This window comes from Blautia sp. MSK.20.85, from assembly GCF_013317245.1.
GTDB lineage: Bacteria > Bacillota > Clostridia > Lachnospirales > Lachnospiraceae > Blautia_A.
Genome location: NZ_JAAIUN010000009.1, coordinates 66,972 through 88,630, shown reverse-complemented (window position 1 = coordinate 88,630; position 21,659 = coordinate 66,972). Strand labels below are relative to the sequence as shown.

15 protein-coding genes are annotated in these 21,659 nt (G+C 45.0%); 13 read left to right on the top strand and 2 right to left on the bottom strand.

The annotated features are described in order from the left end of the window. Window positions 1–86: 86 nt before the first annotated feature. The 4 genes from G5B12_RS07315 (at window position 87) to G5B12_RS07300 (ending at window position 6,334) form a co-directional block, all read left to right on the top strand. The gene (locus G5B12_RS07315) at window positions 87–3,008 is read left to right on the top strand and encodes an insulinase family protein (protein WP_174087987.1); all 2,922 of its coding nucleotides are present in this window, start codon (window positions 87–89) and stop codon (window positions 3,006–3,008) included. Between the two features lie 68 nt (window positions 3,009–3,076). Further along, window positions 3,077–3,985, top strand: coding sequence for a GTPase Era (era, locus tag G5B12_RS07310; RefSeq protein WP_015525809.1), 909 nt, complete (start codon window positions 3,077–3,079; stop codon window positions 3,983–3,985). 2 nt (window positions 3,986–3,987) lie between these two features. Further along, on the top strand, window positions 3,988–4,746 hold the full coding sequence (gene recO / locus G5B12_RS07305) for a DNA repair protein RecO (RefSeq protein WP_021977465.1): 759 nt from the start codon (window positions 3,988–3,990) through the stop codon (window positions 4,744–4,746). A gap of 193 nt (window positions 4,747–4,939) precedes the next feature. Further along, entirely contained in the window at window positions 4,940–6,334 is a 1,395-nt protein-coding gene (locus G5B12_RS07300) for a glycine--tRNA ligase (RefSeq protein ID WP_092069375.1), read from the top strand. 31 nt (window positions 6,335–6,365) lie between these two features. Here G5B12_RS07300 and G5B12_RS07295 read toward each other — a convergent pair whose 3' ends face one another. Continuing rightward, complete coding sequence (locus G5B12_RS07295) at window positions 6,366–7,238, bottom strand: AraC family transcriptional regulator (RefSeq protein ID WP_174087986.1); 873 nt, start codon at window positions 7,236–7,238, stop codon at window positions 6,366–6,368. 463 nt (window positions 7,239–7,701) lie between these two features. Between G5B12_RS07295 and G5B12_RS07290 the strand changes: the two genes are divergently transcribed. The 4 genes from G5B12_RS07290 to G5B12_RS07275 are packed head-to-tail and all read left to right on the top strand — an operon-like array spanning window position 7,702 to window position 12,928. Continuing rightward, window positions 7,702–8,997 (top strand): ABC transporter substrate-binding protein, encoded by a 1,296-nt coding sequence (locus tag G5B12_RS07290; protein WP_174087985.1) that lies wholly within the window; start codon window positions 7,702–7,704, stop codon window positions 8,995–8,997. A 2-nt stretch (window positions 8,998–8,999) separates the two neighbouring features. Then, window positions 9,000–9,878, top strand: a complete 879-nt coding sequence (locus G5B12_RS07285) for a carbohydrate ABC transporter permease (protein ID WP_092069381.1) — start codon at window positions 9,000–9,002, stop codon at window positions 9,876–9,878. Next, window positions 9,878–10,720, top strand: a complete 843-nt coding sequence (locus G5B12_RS07280; RefSeq protein WP_021977263.1) for a carbohydrate ABC transporter permease — start codon at window positions 9,878–9,880, stop codon at window positions 10,718–10,720. Before G5B12_RS07285 ends, G5B12_RS07280 begins: the two co-directional genes overlap by 1 nt. A 27-nt stretch (window positions 10,721–10,747) precedes the next feature. Next, window positions 10,748–12,928 carry an alpha-galactosidase gene (locus G5B12_RS07275; protein WP_021977262.1) on the top strand — a complete coding sequence of 727 codons (2,181 nt, stop codon included), beginning with the start codon at window positions 10,748–10,750 and terminating at the stop codon, window positions 12,926–12,928. Window positions 12,929–13,016: 88 nt separating this feature from the next. Here the strand turns inward: G5B12_RS07275 and G5B12_RS07270 are convergent, their stop codons facing one another. Then, complete coding sequence (locus tag G5B12_RS07270) at window positions 13,017–13,895, bottom strand: aldose 1-epimerase family protein (RefSeq protein ID WP_015525818.1); 879 nt, start codon at window positions 13,893–13,895, stop codon at window positions 13,017–13,019. A 271-nt stretch (window positions 13,896–14,166) separates the two neighbouring features. On the opposite strand from G5B12_RS07270, the gene ppdK reads away from it, so the two are divergent. From ppdK to G5B12_RS07245, 5 genes are all read left to right on the top strand, one after another. Then, window positions 14,167–16,797, top strand: coding sequence for a pyruvate, phosphate dikinase (ppdK, locus tag G5B12_RS07265; RefSeq protein ID WP_059085207.1), 2,631 nt, complete (start codon window positions 14,167–14,169; stop codon window positions 16,795–16,797). A gap of 116 nt (window positions 16,798–16,913) precedes the next feature. Then, window positions 16,914–18,104 (top strand): hypothetical protein, encoded by a 1,191-nt coding sequence (locus G5B12_RS07260; RefSeq protein WP_021977539.1) that lies wholly within the window; start codon window positions 16,914–16,916, stop codon window positions 18,102–18,104. 104 nt (window positions 18,105–18,208) lie between these two features. Next, a complete protein-coding gene (gene rsmH / locus G5B12_RS07255; protein WP_059085250.1) occupies window positions 18,209–19,261 on the top strand; it encodes a 16S rRNA (cytosine(1402)-N(4))-methyltransferase RsmH in 1,053 nt (350 codons plus the stop codon). Between the two features lie 203 nt (window positions 19,262–19,464). After that, a complete protein-coding gene (locus G5B12_RS07250) occupies window positions 19,465–20,496 on the top strand; it encodes a hypothetical protein (protein ID WP_021977541.1) in 1,032 nt (343 codons plus the stop codon). Window positions 20,497–20,501: 5 nt separating this feature from the next. Then, a complete protein-coding gene (locus G5B12_RS07245) occupies window positions 20,502–21,659 on the top strand; it encodes a PucR family transcriptional regulator (RefSeq protein WP_021977542.1) in 1,158 nt (385 codons plus the stop codon).

Here is a 21,659-nt window from a genome sequence, read left to right as displayed (position 1 = left end):
CATGCATCCGATAAAATATTCTGAGATTTTTTTGAACGAAGATCCATGTCGGGTGTGAAGAGAAACATTCAGGAGGTTACTAATTTATGAATCCCAATCATCTGAACGCATATGAAGTCCTGAAGGAAGAAGATCTTCAGGATATTCATTCCAAAGGATGGCTTCTCAAACACAAAAAAACAGGAGCCAGAGTCATGCTCATCGAGAACAGCGATGAGAATAAAGTTTTTAACATTGCATTCCGTACACCGCCAAAGAACAGCACCGGTGTTGCCCACATCCTGGAACACAGCGTACTGTGCGGCTCCAGGGAATTTCCGCTTAAGGATCCTTTTGTGGAGCTGGTAAAAGGTTCTCTTAATACCTTCCTTAATGCCATGACCTATCCGGATAAGACCTGCTACCCGGTAGCAAGCTGTAATGACCGGGATTTCCAGAATCTGATGCATGTGTATCTGGATGCGGTGTTCTACCCGAACATTTACAAAAAAGAGGAGATTTTCCGCCAGGAGGGCTGGAACTATCATCTGGAACAGAAAGAAGGACCGCTGAAGTACAATGGTGTTGTTTACAACGAAATGAAAGGTGCTTTTTCCTCACCGGACGATGTTCTGGAGCGTGAGATCATGAATTCCCTGTTCCCGGATACCACCTATGGCTGTGAGTCCGGCGGAGATCCTGTAAATATCCCGGATCTCAGTTACGAGGAATTCCTGGATTTCCACAGACAGTACTATCATCCGTCCAACAGCTTTATCTATCTCTATGGAAACATGGATATGGAGGAGAAACTGGAGTTTATTGACAGCCATTATCTGTCTGCCTTTGATTCCCTTGCCATTGATTCCCAGATCCGGGATCAGGAAGCTTTTGCCCAGGTAAAAGATATCCAGAAAAATTATCCGGTGTCAGAGGACGAAGGAGAAGAGGATAACACTTATCTTTCCTACAATATGGTTGTGGGTGAAGCAGCAGATATCAACTTAAGTCTTGCTTTCGAAGTCCTGGATTACGCACTTTTAAGCGCACCGGGTGCACCGCTGAAACAGGCACTTCTGGATGCAAAGATCGGCAAGGATATCTATGGCTCCTTTGAGGATGGAATCAAACAGACCTATTTCTCCATCGTGGCAAAGGGAGCCAACTTAAGCCAGAAAGAGGAATTTGTCAAAGTGATCCGTGACACCCTCACAAAGATCATGGAGGAAGGTATCGACAAGAAGGCAGTAACAGCCGGAATCAACTACTACGAATTCCGTTTCCGTGAGGCAGATTTCTCTTCCTATCCGAAGGGACTGATGTATGGCCTGGATATTTTAAGCAGCTGGCTTTATGACGATACAAAGCCGTTCTGTGAAGTACAGCTTCTTGAGGGATTTGAGTTCCTCAAAAAAGCTCTGGAAGAGGGATATTTTGAGGATCTGATCCGTAAATATCTTCTGGATAATACCCATGGCGCGATCCTTTCCCTGGTACCGGAGAAAGGCCTTGCTGCTAAGAGAGACAAAGAACTGGAAGAAAAACTGGAGAATTACAGAAAGAGCCTTTCTGATGAAGAGCTTACCCGGATGGTAGAGAATACAAAAGCCCTGGAAGCTTATCAGGAATCCGAGGAAGATCCGGAAGCACTGACCTGTATCCCGATGCTTTCCAGAGAAGATATCAAAAAAGAGATCACAGGACTGACAAATGAGGAACATTACGTAGATGACAGCCTGTTTCTGTATCATGATGTATGCACCAATGGAATCGGTTATGCAGATCTTCTTTTTGAGATCCATGACTTTGATGTAAATACTGTCCATTATCTGGGACTTTTAAAATCTGTGCTTGGAGCAGTGGATACAGAAAACTACAGTTATGGTGAACTGTTCAATGAGGTGAATGCAAGAACCGGCGGCATTTCCTATGGAATCGAAGTTTTTGATGATGCGCAGGATACCGATGCGTTCCGTGCCATGTTTGCTGTAAGAGGCAAAGCTTTGTATCCGGAGATGGATTTCATGTTCTCCATGATCCGTGAAGTTCTTACAACTTCCAAACTTACAGACACCAAACGTCTCTATGAGATCATTGCCAGAGTGAAATCCAGAGCCCAGGCCAGCCTTGCAAGTGCAGGCCATTCCACCGCCGTTCTCCGCGGTGCTTCCTATGCATCCCCGATGGCTGCCTTCCAGGATGAGATGGCAGGGATCGGATATTATCAGTTTATCGAAAAACTGGAAAAAGATTTTGATAGCTGCAAGGACGAGATCGTAAAAAATCTCCGCAAAGTGATGGAGGAGGTTCTTCGTCCGGAGAATTTCTGTGTAAGCTACACCGGAGAGAGAGAGTCCCTGGATACAGTGAAAACACAGGCTGCCGAAATTAAGAAAGTCCTGTTTAATGGACAGAAACCGGAGCCCGTGAAACAGGCCCCGTGCGTAAAGAAAAACGAAGCCTTCAAGACATCTGGTCAGGTACAGTATGTGGCACAGAACGGAAACTTCCGCAAAAAAGGCCTGGAGTATACCGGTGCACTGGAGATCCTGAAAGTGATCTTAAGCTACGATTATCTCTGGATCAACCTTCGTGTAAAGGGTGGAGCGTATGGTTGCATGAGCGGCTTTAAGAGAAACGGAGAGAGCTTCCTGGTATCCTACCGTGATCCCCATCTAAAGAGAACCCTGGAAGTATACCAGGGAGTGCCGGATTATATCCGTGCCTTTGAGGCAGACGAGCGTGAGATGACAAAATATATCATCGGAACGATCAGCAACAAGGATGTGCCGAGAACTCCGCAGATGCAGGGAAGTATCTCAAAAACCGCATATTTCTCCAATGTTACAGAGGATATGCTCCAGAAGGAAAGAAATCAGATCCTCGGAGCGCAGAAGGAGGATATCCAGAAATTGGCAGCTCTTGTAGAAGCAGTACTTTCCGATGATCAGATCTGCGTAGTAGGAAGTGAGACTGCAATAGAGAAGGCGGAAGATGTATTCATGGAAGTGAAGCCACTGATCGGCTGATGAGAAACAAAGCCTGCTGTCCGTTAAATGGGATAGCAGGCTGTGAAAGGATTATGAGAGGATAAAGAATGGATAATAATTTTAGATCAGGCTTTGTTGCGATCATCGGAAGACCGAATGTTGGAAAATCCACGCTGATGAACCATCTTATCGGACAGAAGATCGCCATCACATCAAACAAGCCACAGACAACCAGAAACAAGATACAGACCGTATATACCTGTGATGAGGGACAGATCGTATTTTTGGACACACCAGGTATCCACAAGGCAAAAAACAAGCTTGGAGAATACATGGTACAGGTTGCGGAGAGAACCCTGAAGGAAGTAGATGCCATTATGTGGCTGGTGGAGCCGTCCACATTCGTAGGTGCGGGAGAGCGCCACATTGCCGAGCAGCTACAGAAGGTTGGAGTTCCTGTGATTCTCATCATCAACAAGATCGATACGGTAAAAAAAGAAGAGCTTCTTCCTGCAATCGATACCTACCGTAAGATCTGTGATTTTGCAGAGATCATTCCCTGCTCTGCCCTCCGCGGAAAAAACACACAGGATATCATTCCAAGTATTTTCAAATATCTTCCGTACGGACCGATGTTCTATGATGAGGATACAGTTACCGACCAGCCTCAGCGCCAGATCGCCGCAGAGATCATCCGTGAGAAGGCTCTGCATGCACTGGATGAGGAGATCCCTCACGGAATCGCCGTTGCCATCGACCGGATGAAGAAACGTCCGGGAAGAAGCAACATCATAGATATTGATGCGACCATCATCTGCGAGCGTAATTCCCACAAAGGCATCATCATCGGAAAACAGGGTGCCATGCTGAAAAAGATCGGAAGCAATGCCCGCTATGAGCTGGAGCGTATGCTGGAAGCAAAGGTAAACCTAAAGCTCTGGGTCAAGGTGACTAAGAACTGGAGAGACAGTGATTTCCTGATCAAGAACTTTGGATATGATAAGAAAGAAATCTGAAAATGAGTGATCTGATTACCGTACAGGGAGTGGTGCTTTCTGCCATGCCGGTAGGCGACTATGACAAGCGGATCGTCCTTCTCACAAGAGAGAGGGGAAAGATTTCCGCCTTTGCCAAGGGAGCAAGGCGGCAGAACAGTCCGTTTATGGCAGCAGCCAATCCGTTTGTATTCGGAAGTTTTACCCTTTATGAGGGAAGGACAAGTTATAATCTCAACCAGGTCAGCGTACAGCATCATTTTGTGGAACTGGCCACCCAGCAGCCGGGAGTTTACTACGGATATTATTTTCTAGAACTGGCGGATTATTTTGGTAAAGAGGGAACAGACGAGAAGGAGATGATGAATCTTCTCTATGTGACCATCAAAGCCATTTTGAATCCCCATATTGAAGACCGGCTGGTGCGCTGTATCTATGAACTGCGGACCATGGTGATCCAGGGCGTGATGCCGCAGCTGTTTCAGTGTGCAGGCTGCGGGAGAGAGCTTACGGAAGAAGAAAATGGAGAGCTTTTTTTCTCCCAGGATGAGCACGGGATCCTGTGTGCGGACTGCAGCAGGATGGCCATGGACCGGAAACGGATCTCAGAGGCAGCCCTGTATGCCATGCGCTACATAGCCGTGTCCCCCCTGGCAAAGCTGTATACGTTTACAGTGCGGGATGATGTGCTGCGGGAACTGGAACGCCACATTTACCGGTATACGGAGCTGAATACAGACAAGCGGTTTAAAAGTCTGGAGATCCTGGAATTAATGAGATAGATCACTGCCGGCTGCGGAATAACCGTAACGATTTATTTTTCAAAAGCAGGACAGGAAGCAATGCAAATGGAAATATCCTTGAAAAATCATGAGGATACTAGTATAATAAGACCAAAAATGTAAAAAAGCAGCTTTTTCCGGAGCTTTCCGGACGCATTTGGCGGAACAGCTGCAAGTCAAGAGGAGAGAAATCATGGAAAAGACAATGGAAAAGATCGTAGCTCTTGCAAAAGCCAGAGGATTTGTTTACCCGGGTTCCGAGATCTACGGCGGCCTGGCAAACACATGGGATTATGGAAATCTCGGTGTAGAGCTTAAAAATAACGTAAAACGTGCATGGTGGCAGAAATTCATTCAGGAGTCTCCGTACAATGTAGGTGTTGACTGTGCAATCCTTATGAACCCGCAGACATGGATCGCTTCCGGACATCTTGGCGGATTTTCTGATCCTCTTATGGACTGTAAAGAGTGCCACGAGCGTTTCCGTGCAGATAAGCTCATTGAGGACTTTTGTGCAGAGCATGACATTGCCATTGAGGGAAGCGTAGATGCATGGTCCCAGGAGAAGATGATGGACTTCATCAAAGAACACGAGGTAGGATGTCCGAGCTGTGGTAAACACAACTTCACAGATATCCGTCAGTTCAACCTGATGTTCAAGACATTCCAGGGTGTTACCGAAGATGCCAAGAATACTGTATATTTAAGACCGGAGACTGCACAGGGTATTTTCGTAAACTTCAAGAACGTACAGAGAACATCCCGTAAAAAGATCCCGTTTGGTATCGGCCAGATCGGTAAATCCTTCCGTAACGAGATCACACCGGGTAACTTCACATTCCGTACCCGTGAGTTCGAGCAGATGGAGCTTGAGTTCTTCTGCGAGCCGGATACAGATCTTGAGTGGTTTGCATACTGGAAGAAGTTCTGCCTTGACTGGCTGAGTGCTCTCGGACTTAAGGATGATGAGGTTCGTTACCGTGACCATGATAAGGAAGAGCTGAGCTTCTACAGCAAGGCTACCACAGATGTGGAATTCCTTTTCCCATTCGGATGGGGTGAGCTCTGGGGAATCGCTGACAGAACAGATTATGACCTGACACAGCATCAGAATGTATCCGGCCAGGATCTCACATACTTTGATGATGAGAAGAAACAGAAATATATCCCATACGTTATCGAGCCATCACTTGGAGCAGACCGTATGGTACTTGCTTTCCTCTGCAGCGCTTACGATGAGGAAGTTCTGGATGAAGAGAAGAACGATGTCCGTACAGTCCTTCATTTCCATCCGGTGCTTGCACCGGTTAAGATCGGTGTGCTTCCGCTTTCCAAGAAGCTTAACGAGGGTGCTGAGAAGATCTACCAGCAGCTTTCCAAGAAGTACAACTGTGAGTACGATGACCGTGGAAATATCGGTAAACGTTACCGCAGACAGGATGAGATCGGTACTCCGTTCTGTATCACTTATGACTTCGAATCTGAGAATGACGGTGCAGTTACAGTCCGTGACCGTGACACTATGGAGCAGGTACGTGTGAAGATCGATGAGCTTGATGCATACTTTGCTGATAAATTTACATTTTAAGTAAATACATTTTTTAATAAAAAACCTCCGGCTATTTTCTGGCCGGAGGCTTTTTTTCAATAAGTCTGTTTTTCATTCGCCAGTTTCTTGGCGACATTCCGTATACATTTTTGAAAGCCCGGGAAAAATGCAGCTGATTGGGATATCCGACTGCATTTCCGATATCTGCGATAGACAGGGCTGTGATCTTAAGAAGTTCTGCAGCTTTGGTCATGCGATAGCTGATCAGGAATTCCTGGGGAGAACGTCCGATGGTGTCGTGGAAGATCTTACCGAAGTAGCTTCGGTTCAGGCCGCAGCAGGCTGCGATATCCTCAATGGAAATATCATTCTGGAAATTCTGTTCAATAAAAGAGAGCGCCTCCTTGATATAAAAATCACGGATACTTCCATCCTGTTTCATGCGGACAGTTTCAGTAGAGCGCATAAAGTAATCCAGAAAAAGCCAGGTATGTCCGATAAGATGAAAGGGTGATTCCTGGGAATTATGGCTGATATAAAGCATTTCCTCCATCATTTTCTGGCGGAGATCTGCAGAGTGGCTGTGATAGACCGGATGGTCCGGACTTAAACCTGCAGTTTCCACGATCTCTTTTGCCCGGAGCCCGTCAAATTCCACCCAGGTGTACTCCCATGGAAAGTAGGTATCTGCAATGTAGGTGTTGATCTGACCGGGAAAAAGCATGAAACCCTGGCCGCTTTTTACCTGATAGGTGATGGTCTCTCCTGCGGAATTGTCTGCCATCAGAGTTCCTGTACCGGAGATCACATAATGAAAAATATAATGGTTTCGTGCTGCCGGGCCGAATGAATGTGCCGGAGCGCAGTGCTCCCAGCCATATTGGTATAGTCCGATATCAACAAAGTTTTCATTTGGAAAAACGGAGAAGAGAAGGTCATTCATATTTTTATCCTTTAGGCGTATGATTTTGTCTGGTTTCAGTAACATTATATATTAAAACATCAGGGAACATCAATATATGTATAAAAATGCAATTACAAAAACAGCCTGTAAAATATACAAAAAAGAGAAAAATAATCGAGAAAACTTTGTGAGAAAATTAAGTTTCGCGAGAAACCTATTGATTTTCGATGAATCAGGAATATACTAATTTTAGATAAAAGTAGTGATATAGGTATAGAATATATCAAAATGCTAGATGACTTTAATGAAGACAGAGAAAAATTGCATTTTGATATAAAACAAGAAAAACGCTGCTATTTATGCAAGCATAAAGCTATGTTAAAATAGCTTTCAGAAAAAAGAAACCAGAGAATAAGTATTGGAGAACCCGAAATAACCATTTTAGCTAAAACGGGTGATATCCGACTTATCAAATAAAGGGAAAAGGAAGGAGAATAACAAGATGCGCAACAGAAGTAAATGGATCCTCTGTATGGGACTTGCCTTTACCACGGCAGCTTCCGTTACATTGAGCGGATGCGGCACAGGTAAAAAGGACAGCGGAAAGACAGAGATCGAACTTGTGCAGTATAAACCGGAAGCGGTTAAGGCATTTGAAAAACTGGAAGAAAAATTCAATGCCACTCATGATGATATCCATCTTACCATCGAATCACCAAACGATGCTATGACTGTATTGAAGACAAGATTTATCCGTGAGGATAATCCGGATATCATTGGAATCGGAGGCGATGTTAACTTTTCCAATTTTATTGATTCTGATATGCTGATGGATATTTCCGATTATCAGGGACTGGATTCGATCAAAGATGCATATAAAGAAATTGATAAAGCGCTGGAATTCGTTCCGGAAGACGGAGTCTATGCGGTTCCTTACGTGGCCAATGCCGCCGGAATCCTTTACAATCGTGAGCTTTTCAAGGAGCATGGCTGGCAGATCCCGACTACATGGGATGAATTTATGAGCCTTTGCCAGGAAATTCAGGATGCAGGTATCCAGCCGCTTTATTTCGGATTTAAAGATACCTGGACCTGTCTTGCACCGTGGAATTCCATTGCGGTAGACCTTGCACCATCTGATGTATGCCGTCAGGTAAACCAGGGAAACACTACTTTTGAAAAAGAGTATCAGGAAGTAGCAGACCGTATGCTGGAGCTTATCCAGTATGGACCGGATGATCCCTTTGCCTATGATTACAATGGTGCCTGCACCGCTTTTGCAAAAGGGGAAGCTGCCATGTATCCCATCGGAAGCTATGCGATCCCGCAGATCCAGAGTGTAAATCCGGATATGGATATTGATTCCTTTGTGACACCTGCAAGCAATGATCCGTCAGAAAACAAACTGAATTCCGGAGTTGACCTTCAGTTCTGTGTGATGGATGACTGTGAGAATAAGGAAGCTGCATATGAAGTGCTGGATTTCCTTCTTGAGGATGAGAATATACAGACATATCTGGATGACCAGAAGGCAGTTCCCTGTAAAGAGGGTGATTTCACACTTCCCTCTACTCTGGATGGTATGAAGGAATATATAGAAGAGGGAAGGATGGCCGACTACCAGGATCATTATTATCCTACAGAGATGGCTGTGGATGCACAGATCCAGACCTTCCTGATGAAAAAGGATAAAGATGCATTCCTGAAAAAATTTGATACAGACTGGACAAGATATAACCGTGACATTATCCGTAAAGTACAGGACTATGAGGAGAAGAACGGGGAAGGAGAGAACTGATCATGGGAAAAAAATCTATGAGTGGAAGAAAGCTGACCTTTCTTCTGATCACCATTCCGATCGTGGCATTATTTTTCTGCTTTAACACACTGCCTCTGATCAAGGGTGTGATCTACAGCTTTACGAACTTTAAAGGCTATGGAAGCTATGACTGGGTAGGACTTCGAAACTATAAGGATCTTTTTACAGACAGCCGTGTTGGCGGTTCCTATCTGTTTACCTTTAAGCTGGCCATCGTGGCAACTATCGTAACGAATGTACTCAGCCTGATCCTGGCACTTGGACTGAACAGCAAGATCCGTTTCAAGAGTGCAATGCGTGGAGCTTATTTTATTCCTAATGTACTTGGCGCACTGGTCGTAGGATATATTTTCAATTATTTCTTTACATATATCCTGCCTGCATTCGGAAAGATGATCGGAAATAAAACATTGTCTTCCAGCATGCTTTCCAGTACGAGCCTTGCATGGGTAGCCATCGTGATCGTTTGTGCATGGCAGTCCATCGCAATGAATACCATTATCTATATTTCGGGCCTCCAGACAGTGCCGGAGGATGTATACGAGGCAGGCGCTATTGATGGTGCTACCGGATTCAGTAAGTTCCGTTACCTGACATTCCCGCTGATCGTTCCGTTTTTCAGCATCAACATGGTTCTCTGTGTGAAAAACTTCCTGATGGTATTTGATCAGATCATGGCTTTGACAAAGGGTGGTCCTGCACAGAGTACAGAATCCATTTCCTATCTGATCTATAACAATGGTATGAGTGGAGGACAGTTTGGATTCCAGAGTGCCAATGCAGTGATATTCTTTATTGTGATCGTGATCATTTCTGCAGTGCAGTTGACTATCACAGGGAAAAAGGAGGAGCAGCTGTAATGAAAACGAAAATAAGAGAAAAAGCGAACTGGCCGGTAACGATCCTTCTGATCCTTGGCCTTATCACAGTGGTATTTCCGCTTTATATGACAATTGTGATCGCATTCAAGCAGCCGACAGAGATGACCAACAGTGTAGCCGGGATCCTGTCTCTGCCAGAGAAATTCAGTCTTGCCAATTTCAGGGAAGCTATGGAGGTAACAGACTTCTGGCATTCTCTTGGAAACAGTGTATTGATCACTGTGATCACAGTGGTTCTTGCTATTGTAATTCATTCACTTTTAGGTTATGCTATAGCCAGAAACAAGAGAAGTAAATTTTATAAATTTATCTATCTCTATGTAGTGAGCGGTATGTTTGTTCCGTTTGCTATCCTGATGATGCCGCTTGTAAAGCAGACTGCTGAGATGGGCCTTGATAACAAAGTCGGTGTGATCATTCTTTATACGGTATTTTATATGCCTATGAACGTGCTTCTTTATTCCGGATATCTGACAAACATTCCAATGGCCCTTGAGGAGGCTGCCTGTGTGGATGGAGCCAGCACCTGGAAAACATATTGGAAGATCATCTTTCCGATCATGAAGCCGATGCATGCCACAGTGGCAGTTCTGACAGCACTTGGAACCTGGAATGATGTTATGACTCCATTGGTTATCATGTCCGGATCTACGGGTGGAACCACATTGCCTCTGGCACAGCTGAATTTCCAGACTCAGTTCGGAACAAACTATAACCTTGCGTTTGCCTCTTATCTGCTGGCACTGCTTCCGATCCTTCTGTTTTATCTGATCTGCCAGAAGCACATTTTAAATGGTGTTGTAAACGGTGCCGTAAAATAAAAACACAAGAAAAAGGAGGATTCACATATGGGAATCATCTACTGCGAGAAAGACAGAACGTTTACCCTGCAGACAAAAGAAACTACATATCAGATGCAGGTGGATCAGTACGGATTTCTTCTTCATCTCTATTATGGTAAAAAGGCAGAAGGCTGCATGGATTATCTTCTGACTTACTATGACAGAGGATTTTCCGGAAATCCCTATGATGCGGGAACAGACAGAACCTATTCCATGGACTCTCTTCCACAGGAGCTTTCCTGCTACGGAAACGGAGATTTCCGCAGTGCATCACTGATGCTGGAAAACGGTGACGGAAGCATGAGCTGTGATATGCGTTACAAGAACTATACTATCCGTGACGGTAAATACAGCCTTCCGGGGCTTCCGGCGGTTTATGCGGATAATGAGGAGGCACAGACACTGGAGATCGTTCTGGAGGATCCGGCTACCGGCGTGGAGGCCATGCTTCTTTACGGTGTACTTCCGGAACTGGATATCATTACAAGAAGCGTCTATGTCCGCAATCAGAGCAGTGAGAAGATCTATGTGAACAAGGTGATGTCCGCAGAACTGGATTTTCTTTACGGAGATTATGACCTGCTTACTTTTTACGGAAGACATGCCATGGAGCGGAATCTGCAGAGAGTACCGGTGGCTCATGGAAGTCAGATGATCGGCAGTGTCCGTGGCACATCCAGCCATCAGTATAATCCGATGATGATCCTGGCAGAGAAGGACACAACAGAGGATCATGGAGGCTGCTATGCTATGTCCTTTGTATACAGTGGGAATTTCCAGGGTGAGGTTCTTAAAGATCAGTACAATCAGACAAGAATGCTCCTTGGTGTACAGGAGGAGTGCTTCCGGTATCCGCTGGAAGCTGGGGAGACCTTCTATGCACCTGAGGTGATCTTAAGCTACACAGATCAGGGAATGAACCGTCTTTCCCAGAATCTGCATAGCTGCATCCGTCATCATATCTGCCGTGGTAAATATAAGACAGAGGTTCGTCCGGTGCTGGTAAACAGCTGGGAGGCAGCATATTTTGATTTTACAGGGGAGACTTTATATAATCTGGCAAAAGAGGCAAGGAGCCTTGGTATCGATATGCTGGTTCTGGATGACGGCTGGTTTGGAAAACGTGACGATGACAACAGTGGTCTTGGGGACTGGTATGTCAATGAGAAGAAGCTTGGAGAGACTCTCGGCGGACTGGTAAAAAGAGTCAATGACCTCGGAGTGAAATTCGGTATCTGGATCGAGCCTGAGATGATCTCTGAGGACAGTGATCTTTACCGTGAGCATCCGGACTGGGCACTTATGATTCCGGGAAGAAATCCAGTGAGATCCAGAAATCAGCTGGTACTTGATTTTTCCAGAAAAGAAGTTGTAGACGGAATTTTTGGACAGATCAGTGCGGTATTGGATAATGCCAATATTGAGTACGTTAAATGGGACATGAATCGAAGCCTGATGGATGTATTTTCCGTAATGACAAAGGATCAGGGACGTGTAATGTATGATTATGTCCTGGGATTGTACGATTTTCTGGACCGTATGGTGAACCGTTATCCGGATCTTCTGATCGAGGGCTGCAGCGGCGGTGGTGGAAGATTTGACGCAGGCATGCTGTATTACACACCGCAGATCTGGTGCAGCGACAACTCTGATGCTATTGACAGGCTTCGGATCCAGTATGGCACTTCCTTCGGATATCCGGTATCGGCCATGGGAGCACATGTGTCTGCAGTGCCGAACCATCAGACAGGAAGGATCACCCCGTTACATACCAGAGGTGTGGTTGCCATGTCCGGAACCTTCGGCTACGAGCTGGATCTTCTGAAGCTGACTGAGGAAGAAAAAGACGAGGTCCGCAGCCAGATCGGGGAATTCCGTAAATATGCGCCACTGATCCAGAACGGACGGTACTATCGCCTGACAGATCCGTTTAAGAGTGAGGTCTGTGCATGGGAGATCGTTGGAAATTCTCAGGAAGAAGTTCTGCTCAATGTTGTCATGGAGGAGATCCATGGAAATATGACTGTGAATTATGTGCAGCTTCGCGGCCTTGATGAGAGTGCACTTTATAAGGAACAGACTACCGGCAGGATCTATTCCGGAGCTGCTCTGATGCATGGTGGAATGCCGCTTCCTGCAGAGTTTGGGGAGTACAGAGCTTATCAGTATCATTTTGTGAGAGAATAAGAGCGTATGAGACAGTAAGATAAATAAAAGGATCCGTCATACAGACAGCTGAAAAAGCCGATGTATGGCGGATCTTTTTTATCATAGCTCAGTGTACGGTGATCTGATAGCTCTTGATAAATTCCTCATCCGGTTTCAGCACATTGATATTTGCTTTTTCGGAAAGAGGCTTTTCAAAACCACAGTCATCACAGCGTCCCATCCACGGCTCCAGGCATACGAAGGGAGCACCGGGTACGGACCAGATACCGAAATTCGGGAAGCCCTCACTGGTAAGTGTCAGATATGGAGTTCCGTCCGGGAAGAGGATACCGGCCTTTTGGATCTGGCCGTTATCAAAAACAAGAGCGTCTTTATCAAACATGTGAGGAGCAATGGAACAGGTTCCGTTTTCAAGGGAAAGTGTATGTGGCTCGTCAGCAAGGACTGTTCCTACAGACGTATCGATAAGGAGATAGGTAAGAGTGTCCAGGCCTTCAAAAGCAAGACGGTAATCACTCTGGGATTCGCCTTCACGTACCGGAACACGGAATGCCGGATGGCCGCCGATGGTAAAATACATAGTTTCAGAATCATTATTAACTACTTCCCAGCATACTTCCAGGTCGTGCTTCTTCAGAGTGTAGGTGATCTTCAGAGCGAAAGCAAACGGATAAACATTCAGGGTTTCTTCAGAGGACTTAAGGACAAAGGAAAGGGAAGTATCGGTGATATCCGTGCAGATAAAATCGCTGTCTCTTGCAAAGCCGTGCTGGCTGGAAGGATATTCCTTTCCGTTCAGACGCCAGATATCTTTGTAGTTACGTCCCACGTTGGGAAAAAGTACAGGCGCATGGCGTTTCCAGTAAGCCGGATCTGCCTGCCAGAGGATCTCCCTGTCATTAGTCTTGTCATAGATGCCGGTGAGTTCAGCACCGTGATCGGAAACGGAAATCTTAAGAAAGCTATTTTCAATCGTTCGTGTCATGATAAACCTCCTGTATGACAGCATTCGGGTAATATTACCTCGGAATTGCTGCATGTTTTTTTCTATTTTAGCACATTTTTCAGATGATAACGAGAAAAATACAATCTGTGAAAAATATAACTGGAAAATCTGTCATATTTCACAAGAGAAATTGCTGTTTTTTGGAAGAATAACCTTGACTAATGAAGGATAAATCTATAAAATAATTATGTGCGTAGAAAACATACATTTTTTATGTTTTAAAGAACAATAATTAGGAGGAAAATGTAAAATGGCAAAATGGGTTTACATGTTTACAGAAGGTAATGCTACTATGAGAAATCTTCTGGGCGGCAAAGGTGCCAACCTTGCTGAGATGACAAACCTCGGTCTTCCTGTACCGCAGGGCTTCACAATCACAACAGAGGCCTGCACACAGTACTACGAGGATGGCAGATCCATCAACGATGAGATCATGGCTCAGATCATGGAAGCAATTACCAAGATGGAAGGAGTTACCGGTAAGAAATTCGGTGACAAAGAAAATCCTCTGCTTGTATCCGTTCGTTCTGGTGCGAGAGCATCTATGCCTGGTATGATGGATACAATCCTCAACCTTGGTTTAAATGAAGAAGTTGTTAACACTCTTGCTGAGAAATCCGGCAATGAGCGTTGGGCTTGGGACTGCTACAGAAGATTCATCCAGATGTATTCTGACGTAGTTATGGAAGTTGGTAAGAAATACTTCGAGGAGCTCATCGATGAGATGAAAGCTAAGAGAGGTGTTAAGCAGGACGTTGAGCTTACAGCTGCTGACCTGCATGAGCTTGCTGACCAGTTCAAAGCTGAGTATAAATCCAAAATCGGTTCTGATTTCCCAACTGATCCGAAGGAGCAGCTGGTAGGTGCGATCAAAGCCGTATTCCGTTCCTGGGACAACCCACGTGCGAACGTATATCGTCGTGACAACGATATCCCATATTCCTGGGGTACAGCTGTTAACGTACAGATGATGGCATTCGGTAACATGGGTGACGACTGTGGTACAGGTGTTGCCTTCACACGTGACCCTGCTACAGGTGCTAACGGTCTGTTCGGTGAGTTCCTTACCAATGCACAGGGTGAGGACGTAGTTGCAGGTGTTCGTACACCTATGCACATCTCCGAGATGGAGCAGAAGTTCCCGGAAGCATTCGTACAGTTCAAACAGGTTTGCGAGACTCTTGAGAAACATTACAGAGACATGCAGGATATGGAGTTTACTGTAGAGCATGGTAAACTGTATATGCTTCAGACACGTAATGGTAAGAGAACTGCACAGGCTGCCCTTAAGATCGCTTGTGACCTCGTTGATGAGGGAATGAGAACTGAGGAAGAGGCCGTTGCAATGATCGATCCTCGTAACCTTGATACACTTCTTCATCCGCAGTTCGATGCAGCTGCTCTTAAAGCTGCTACACCGATGGGCAAAGGTCTTGGTGCTTCTCCAGGAGCTGCTTGCGGTAAGATCGTATTCTCTGCAGAGGACGCTGTTGAGTGGGCTGCAAGAGGAGAGAAAGTTGTTCTTGTTCGTCTTGAGACATCCCCAGAGGATATCACAGGTATGAAAGCTGCTCAGGGTATCCTGACAGTTCGTGGTGGTATGACATCTCACGCAGCCGTAGTTGCTCGTGGTATGGGATCCTGCTGTGTATCCGGATGTGGCGACATCGCTATGGATGAGGAGAACAAGAAATTTACACTTGCTGGTAAAGAGTTCCATGAGGGAGATGCAATCTCCATCGATGGTACAACAGGTAACATCTATGACGGACTTATCCCGACTGTAGATGCTAAGATCGCTGGTGAGTTCGGACGTATCATGGGATGGGCTGACAAGTACAGAACAATGAAAGTTCGTACAAACGCTGATACTCCTGCTGATGCTAAGAAAGCTCGTGAGCTTGGTGCAGAGGGAATCGGTCTTTGCCGTACAGAGCATATGTTCTTCGAGGGCAACAGAATCGATGCATTCCGTGAGATGATCTGCTCTGAGACAGTAGAGGAGAGAGAAGCAGCACTTGCTAAGATCCTTCCGGAGCAGCAGGGAGACTTCGAGAAACTCTATGAGGCACTTGAAGGAAATCCTGTAACAATCCGTTTCCTTGATCCGCCACTTCATGAGTTCGTTCCTACAGAGGAAGAGGACATCAAGAAACTGGCTGACGCTCAGGGCAAGACTGTTGAGCAGATCAAGACAATCATCGCTTCCCTTCACGAGTTCAACCCGATGATGGGACATCGTGGATGCCGTCTTGCTGTTACTTACCCAGAGATCGCTAAGATGCAGACAAGCGCTGTTATCCGTGCAGCTATCAACGTTAAGAAGAATCATCCGGATTGGAACATCAAACCGGAGATCATGATTCCGCTTGTTGGTGACATCAAAGAGCTTAAATATGTTAAGAAATTCGTTGTAGAGACAGCAGATGCAGAGATCAAAGCAGCTGGTTCTGACCTTGAGTACGAGGTTGGTACTATGATCGAGATCCCGAGAGCAGCTCTTACAGCTGATGATATCGCTAAAGAGGCTGACTTCTTCTGCTTCGGTACAAACGACCTTACACAGATGACATACGGATTCTCCCGTGATGATGCTGGTAAGTTCCTTAACGCATACTATGATGCTAAGATCTTCGAGAACGATCCATTCGCTAAACTTGATCAGGTTGGCGTTGGTAAACTTATGAAGATGGCAATCCAGCTTGGAAAACCGGTTAACCCGAAACTTCACGTAGGTATCTGCGGTGAGCACGGCGGAGATCCGTCTTCCGTAGAGTTCTGCAACGAGATCGGACTTGACTATGTATCCTGCTCACCGTTCCGTGTACCGATCGCTCGTCTTGCAGCAGCACAGGCAGCAATCGCTAAGAAGAACGCCTAAGCAGAACTTCATATTGCTTCAAGGCTGAAACTTCAGCCTGATCAAGCATAGAAAGCTTCTGGCAGTCTGTAGAAATACAGATTGTCAGGAGCTTTTTTTATACAGGGGAAAGAACCATGAAAAAGAAAATTTTTATTATCACAGGAATGATTCTGTGTATCCTGGCAGGAATAGTTATCGTGCCTTCCGTGATCAGAACCAGACAGGCAGTAAAAGAATTTGAAAAAGATTTTCATGCATCCGCCAATTCCGGGGCAGATTCTGCGGGGATAGATTCTGAAGATGAGCCAGCTGCGGAGAACGAAGAAGTTTCAGAGGAAGAAGAGAAGAAAGCGTTTGAGCTGGATACGTATTTGGATCACAGAGATATGACTCACCGGTTGTATATTTACGACATGGATTATATTGAAAAGGCCATTTCCTTTGAGAAAAAAAGCCTTCAGGATTTTGAGGAGGTGATCAGGCAGAATCCGAAAATCCCGGATAAATTCAAACCACTTATGGAAGAATACTGCAAATGTGTGTTTGAAAAATATCCGGATGTGGAACTTCGTCCTTTTTATCAGAATCTTCAGAGCCTGGAAGTTGTGGAATGTACAGAGGATGAACTGTTAAAAGTCAGCTGGGATGTTTATTCCTGCGGATGTTACGTGAAATCAGAGAATAAGATTTATGTGCTGAAAGATAAAGAATACGAAGAAGGAACCTGGGATTATCAGGTGATCTTCCATGAACTGAGCCATTGTCTGCGGGACAGCCATTATACAGATGAAGACGGAAACAAAGTATACATTCAATTTGCCGGACTGAATTATTATGATGTTCCCAATGCGGAGGCAATCAATTCCCTGTTTGCGGTCAGCCTTTTTGATTATGAGGAAAACGATATTGCCTATCAGATGCAGAGCAATGCCCATAAAATAATGATCGAATGTATGGACAATTATTCTCTGGATGATTATGTGAATCACAGTCTTGGATATTACGCAAAACAGCTGGATGAATATAATCAGGATGACAACTATGCAACGACGATCCTGACGCTGATGGATGAGCAATATCATGATTACTACGATGAAAAGACGGCAGAGAACCCGGAAAAATATTATCCGATCTATGATTATATTTCCAACATGTATCTGGGAAAACATCTGAAAGCAGGGATGAGCCAGGAAGAAGCCAGAGGGATTATGGATGAGATGCTGGAAAAACTCCTCTTTGACGTTCCGGAGGAATATCATATAGACAGAGACCATTTTTATGAGTATCTGGAGAAGTATTATACAGAGAAATTTTCTGCTGCATAACTGAAAGTTTTCTGCTGGGGTGATTCCGGCAGTTTACGAAAAAAAGGATTCATGGTATCATGAAAGAAACAGGGCAGATCATGCCAGAGGATAAGGAGAATTTTATGAACCAGGAATCACAGACACCGCATAAGAGGCGGGTACGATATAAAGGAAAATATCCGAAGAAATTCGAAGAGAAATATAAAGAGCTTCAGCCTGAGAAATATAAAGATACTATTGAACATGTGATTAGCAAGGGGAATACACCGGCGGGAATGCACATTTCCATTATGGTGAAGGAGATCATTGATTTTCTGGAGATCAAACCGGGGCAGATCGGATTTGATGCGACACTAGGTTATGGCGGACATACGAAGGCCATGCTGGAATGTCTGAAAGGCCAGGGCCATATGTATGCCACGGATGTGGACCCGGAAGAATCCGCCAAGACCCGGAAACGTCTGGCAGAGCAGGGGTTCGGGGAAGATATCCTGACAATTAAGCTCCAGAATTTCTGCACCATTGATGAGATCGCGAAAGAAGTCGGGGGCTTTGATTTTATCCTGGCGGATCTTGGGGTATCTTCCATGCAGATCGACAATCCAAAGAGAGGTTTTTCTTTTAAAGTGGACGGACCTCTGGATCTAAGACTGAACCAGGAGTCCGGGATCAGTGCGGCGGAGCGTCTGGATACCATTTCCAGAGAAGAACTTGCCGGAATGCTGGATGAGAATTCCGATGAGCCGTACTGTGAGGAAATCGCCAGAGCCATTACCGATGAGATCCGTAAGGGCAACCGCATAGATACCACCACGAAACTTCGGGAAGTGATCGAGAAGACTCTGGATTTTCTTCCGGAAAAAGAGAAAAAAGACACGGTCAAAAAAACATGCCAGAGGGTTTTCCAGGCGTTGCGTATCGATGTAAACCGGGAATTCGAGGTTCTCTATGATTTTATGGAAAAACTCCCCGGAGCTTTGAAACCAGGCGGACGTGTGGCAATCCTTACCTTCCATTCCGGAGAAGACAAACTGGTAAAGAAAGCACTGAAACAGGGATACAAAGAAGGAATTTATTCTGATTATTCCAAAGATGTGATCCGACCGTCTGCTCAGGAATGCGCTCAGAATGGACGTGCCAGATCAACGAAGATGCGCTGGGCGATAAAAGCATAAATGATGATCTCCATAAGCCATGGCAAAAAATAAGCCATGGCTTATTTTTTGAAAAAATTACAAATTTCTGTTCTGTATTTTGGAATAATTCCATACAAATTAAAAAATCACTGTGTTATCATGTTAAACAATTACAGTGACCTGGAAAAGTTAAAGATCAGATAAATATTTTTCGGGACACCACGAATTGGAAAGGAAAAAACATGGATATCACACTTGAAACAGCAGCAGATAAGCTGGTAAAAGAAATTTTTGGCGTGAAGCCTGAAGAAACTGTGATCATCACAGCAGATGATGATTCGGATGCATCGGTTGTAGAAGCAGTAAAAAACAGTGCAAAAAATGCAGGAGCACATGCAATGGTAATTTCAGTTCCCACACCAGGGGGAGTAGGAAAAGCAGCAGATCCGGATCTTCCGGTCGATGCGTTAAGTGCAGCACTTCTCTGTGCAGATGTATGGATCGAATTTAATCATCAGTGGCTTCTTTATTCCACACCATTTGAGCGTGCAGAAGCAGAGAACAAAAAAATGCGTTACATGTGTCTGGTAGATTTTAACCCTGACCTCATGATCCGTACCATCGGCAATGTGGAGACAGAGCAGCTCAAAAAATTTATGCTTGCGATCACTGAAAAAACAAAAAATGCAAAGAACATGCGTGTCACAACTCCGGCTGGATGTGATATATCATTTGAAATCGATCCTGGCCATTATACAGCATGTGACTGCGGAAACGCAACAGTACCAGGAATCCATATGCTTACAGGACAGATCAATGTTGTGCCGCGATTTGGAAGTATCAATGGCGTGATCGTTTTTGACGGATCTGTAACCCCACCTTTTGGAACCACACCGGATGCGCCGATCCGTCTTACAATTGAAAACAGTAAAATCGTAAAAATTGAAGGAGGCCGTGATGCAGCCATTTTTGAAGAGCATTTGAAAAGCTTTGAAGATGAGGGAATGTTCAAGCTTGCACATATTGCGTATGGGTTTAATCCAGGAGCGGTTCTTACCGGCAATATTGTGGAGGATGAGCGTGTATGGGGATCCACAGAGTGGGGAATTGGTTATGTCAGCCCATTTGACGCTCCGCCGCACGGACAGGATGCAAAATCCCACTGTGATGGCATTTGCCTGAATTCTTCTGTATGGCTTGATGGTGTACAGATCATGGATGAAGGGAGAATAACAGATCCATATCTGAAAGAGCTGGCTGCATTCAGAGAATAAATAATATGAACATATCTTTATTGCAGGTTTTAAATGCACCTTTGTTTGAGAATGTAAAAATTTTGTCAGGACGGGCCGGACTTGGCCGGATCGTAAAGCGGGCATCTGTTTTTGATGCGCCATTTAAAGAGGATGTGCTGGAGAAAGATATTCTGGCACCTGGAGATTTTTTTATCACATCTCTTTTGCAGTTTCAGCCGAAATCAGAAGAACTGATGCAGGTTCTGGCGCTTCTTGTAAAAGGAAACTGCAGTGGGCTCTGTGTGATGATGGAGGAGAGAGCAGAGCTTTTTTCGAAAGAAATGCTTGCTTTCTGTGAAGAGAAGCAGTTTCCTGTGATCTGTATGAGGGAAGATATTTCTTATGCAGAGGTCCTTGGAGTTATTAATCAATGTATCCTGGAAGAACAGACAAATGTGCTTAATCAGCTGAAACTGGATAAGATCCTAGCATCGAGGACTCTGCCCCAGGAGCGAATGAAGATCCTTTTTAGCATTAATCCGGGGATCAGGGAGTACGTACAGGCTGTTTATATCCGGGATGAACGGCGGAAGATCACACAAAGAAAAAAAACAGGAGAAGTCTGTTCATCTTTTGATATATTTATTCCGGCGGATAACTATGATATCTGTATTTTGAGTGCAGATTCCAGGAAGGAACTGGAACAGCATAAAAATGTAGTGTGTGAACAGCTTTTGAGAAGCTATCATAACCGCAGACTTGGAATTGGCAGACCTTATGCCAGATACAGAGTAGAACGAACACTTCTTGAAGCAGGAGACGCCCTGGACATGGCACAGGCATCGGACCGGAGGCAGCAGGTCTATGATCCATTGTCTCCGCAGCAGCTTCTTTTGCCTATCAGGGGAAGTCGGGAAATGCAGGAATTTTATGACGAATTTTGTCGAGAGATTGCGGCGAAAACAACGGAAGAAGGCATGGAGGACATGCTTCTTACAACAAGGGCGTATGTACAGTGCAATGGAGATTTTAAAAAAACTGCCAAAAAACTGAAACAGCACGAGAATACGATCCGTTATCGTATTAACCGTCTGAGAAATTATCTTGATGTGGAAGAACAGCCGTTGCTTTTTCATGAGATCATTTCTCTGGCTGTGCGGATCGAATCTATGCTGGAGATAAAAAAGAATAAAGAGGTATGA

What these genes read in the sequence shown, in the direction of transcription:
- G5B12_RS07300 (WP_092069375.1), top strand. Translation starts at nt 4,940, where the DNA reads ATGGAAAAGACAATGGAAAAGATCGTAGCTCTTGCAAAAGCCAGAGGA.
- G5B12_RS07295 (WP_174087986.1), bottom strand. Translation starts at nt 7,238, where the DNA reads ATGAATGACCTTCTCTTCTCCGTTTTTCCAAATGAAAACTTTGTTGAT.
- G5B12_RS07290 (WP_174087985.1), top strand. Translation starts at nt 7,702, where the DNA reads ATGCGCAACAGAAGTAAATGGATCCTCTGTATGGGACTTGCCTTTACC.
- G5B12_RS07285 (WP_092069381.1), top strand. Translation starts at nt 9,000, where the DNA reads ATGGGAAAAAAATCTATGAGTGGAAGAAAGCTGACCTTTCTTCTGATC.
- G5B12_RS07250 (WP_021977541.1), top strand. Translation starts at nt 19,465, where the DNA reads ATGGATATCACACTTGAAACAGCAGCAGATAAGCTGGTAAAAGAAATT.
- G5B12_RS07270 (WP_015525818.1), bottom strand. Translation starts at nt 13,895, where the DNA reads ATGACACGAACGATTGAAAATAGCTTTCTTAAGATTTCCGTTTCCGAT.
- G5B12_RS07315 (WP_174087987.1), top strand. Translation starts at nt 87, where the DNA reads ATGAATCCCAATCATCTGAACGCATATGAAGTCCTGAAGGAAGAAGAT.
- G5B12_RS07245 (WP_021977542.1), top strand. Translation starts at nt 20,502, where the DNA reads ATGAACATATCTTTATTGCAGGTTTTAAATGCACCTTTGTTTGAGAAT.
- G5B12_RS07280 (WP_021977263.1), top strand. Translation starts at nt 9,878, where the DNA reads ATGAAAACGAAAATAAGAGAAAAAGCGAACTGGCCGGTAACGATCCTT.
- G5B12_RS07260 (WP_021977539.1), top strand. Translation starts at nt 16,914, where the DNA reads ATGAAAAAGAAAATTTTTATTATCACAGGAATGATTCTGTGTATCCTG.
- G5B12_RS07275 (WP_021977262.1), top strand. Translation starts at nt 10,748, where the DNA reads ATGGGAATCATCTACTGCGAGAAAGACAGAACGTTTACCCTGCAGACA.
- era (WP_015525809.1), top strand. Translation starts at nt 3,077, where the DNA reads ATGGATAATAATTTTAGATCAGGCTTTGTTGCGATCATCGGAAGACCG.
- rsmH (WP_059085250.1), top strand. Translation starts at nt 18,209, where the DNA reads ATGAACCAGGAATCACAGACACCGCATAAGAGGCGGGTACGATATAAA.
- ppdK (WP_059085207.1), top strand. Translation starts at nt 14,167, where the DNA reads ATGGCAAAATGGGTTTACATGTTTACAGAAGGTAATGCTACTATGAGA.
- recO (WP_021977465.1), top strand. Translation starts at nt 3,988, where the DNA reads ATGAGTGATCTGATTACCGTACAGGGAGTGGTGCTTTCTGCCATGCCG.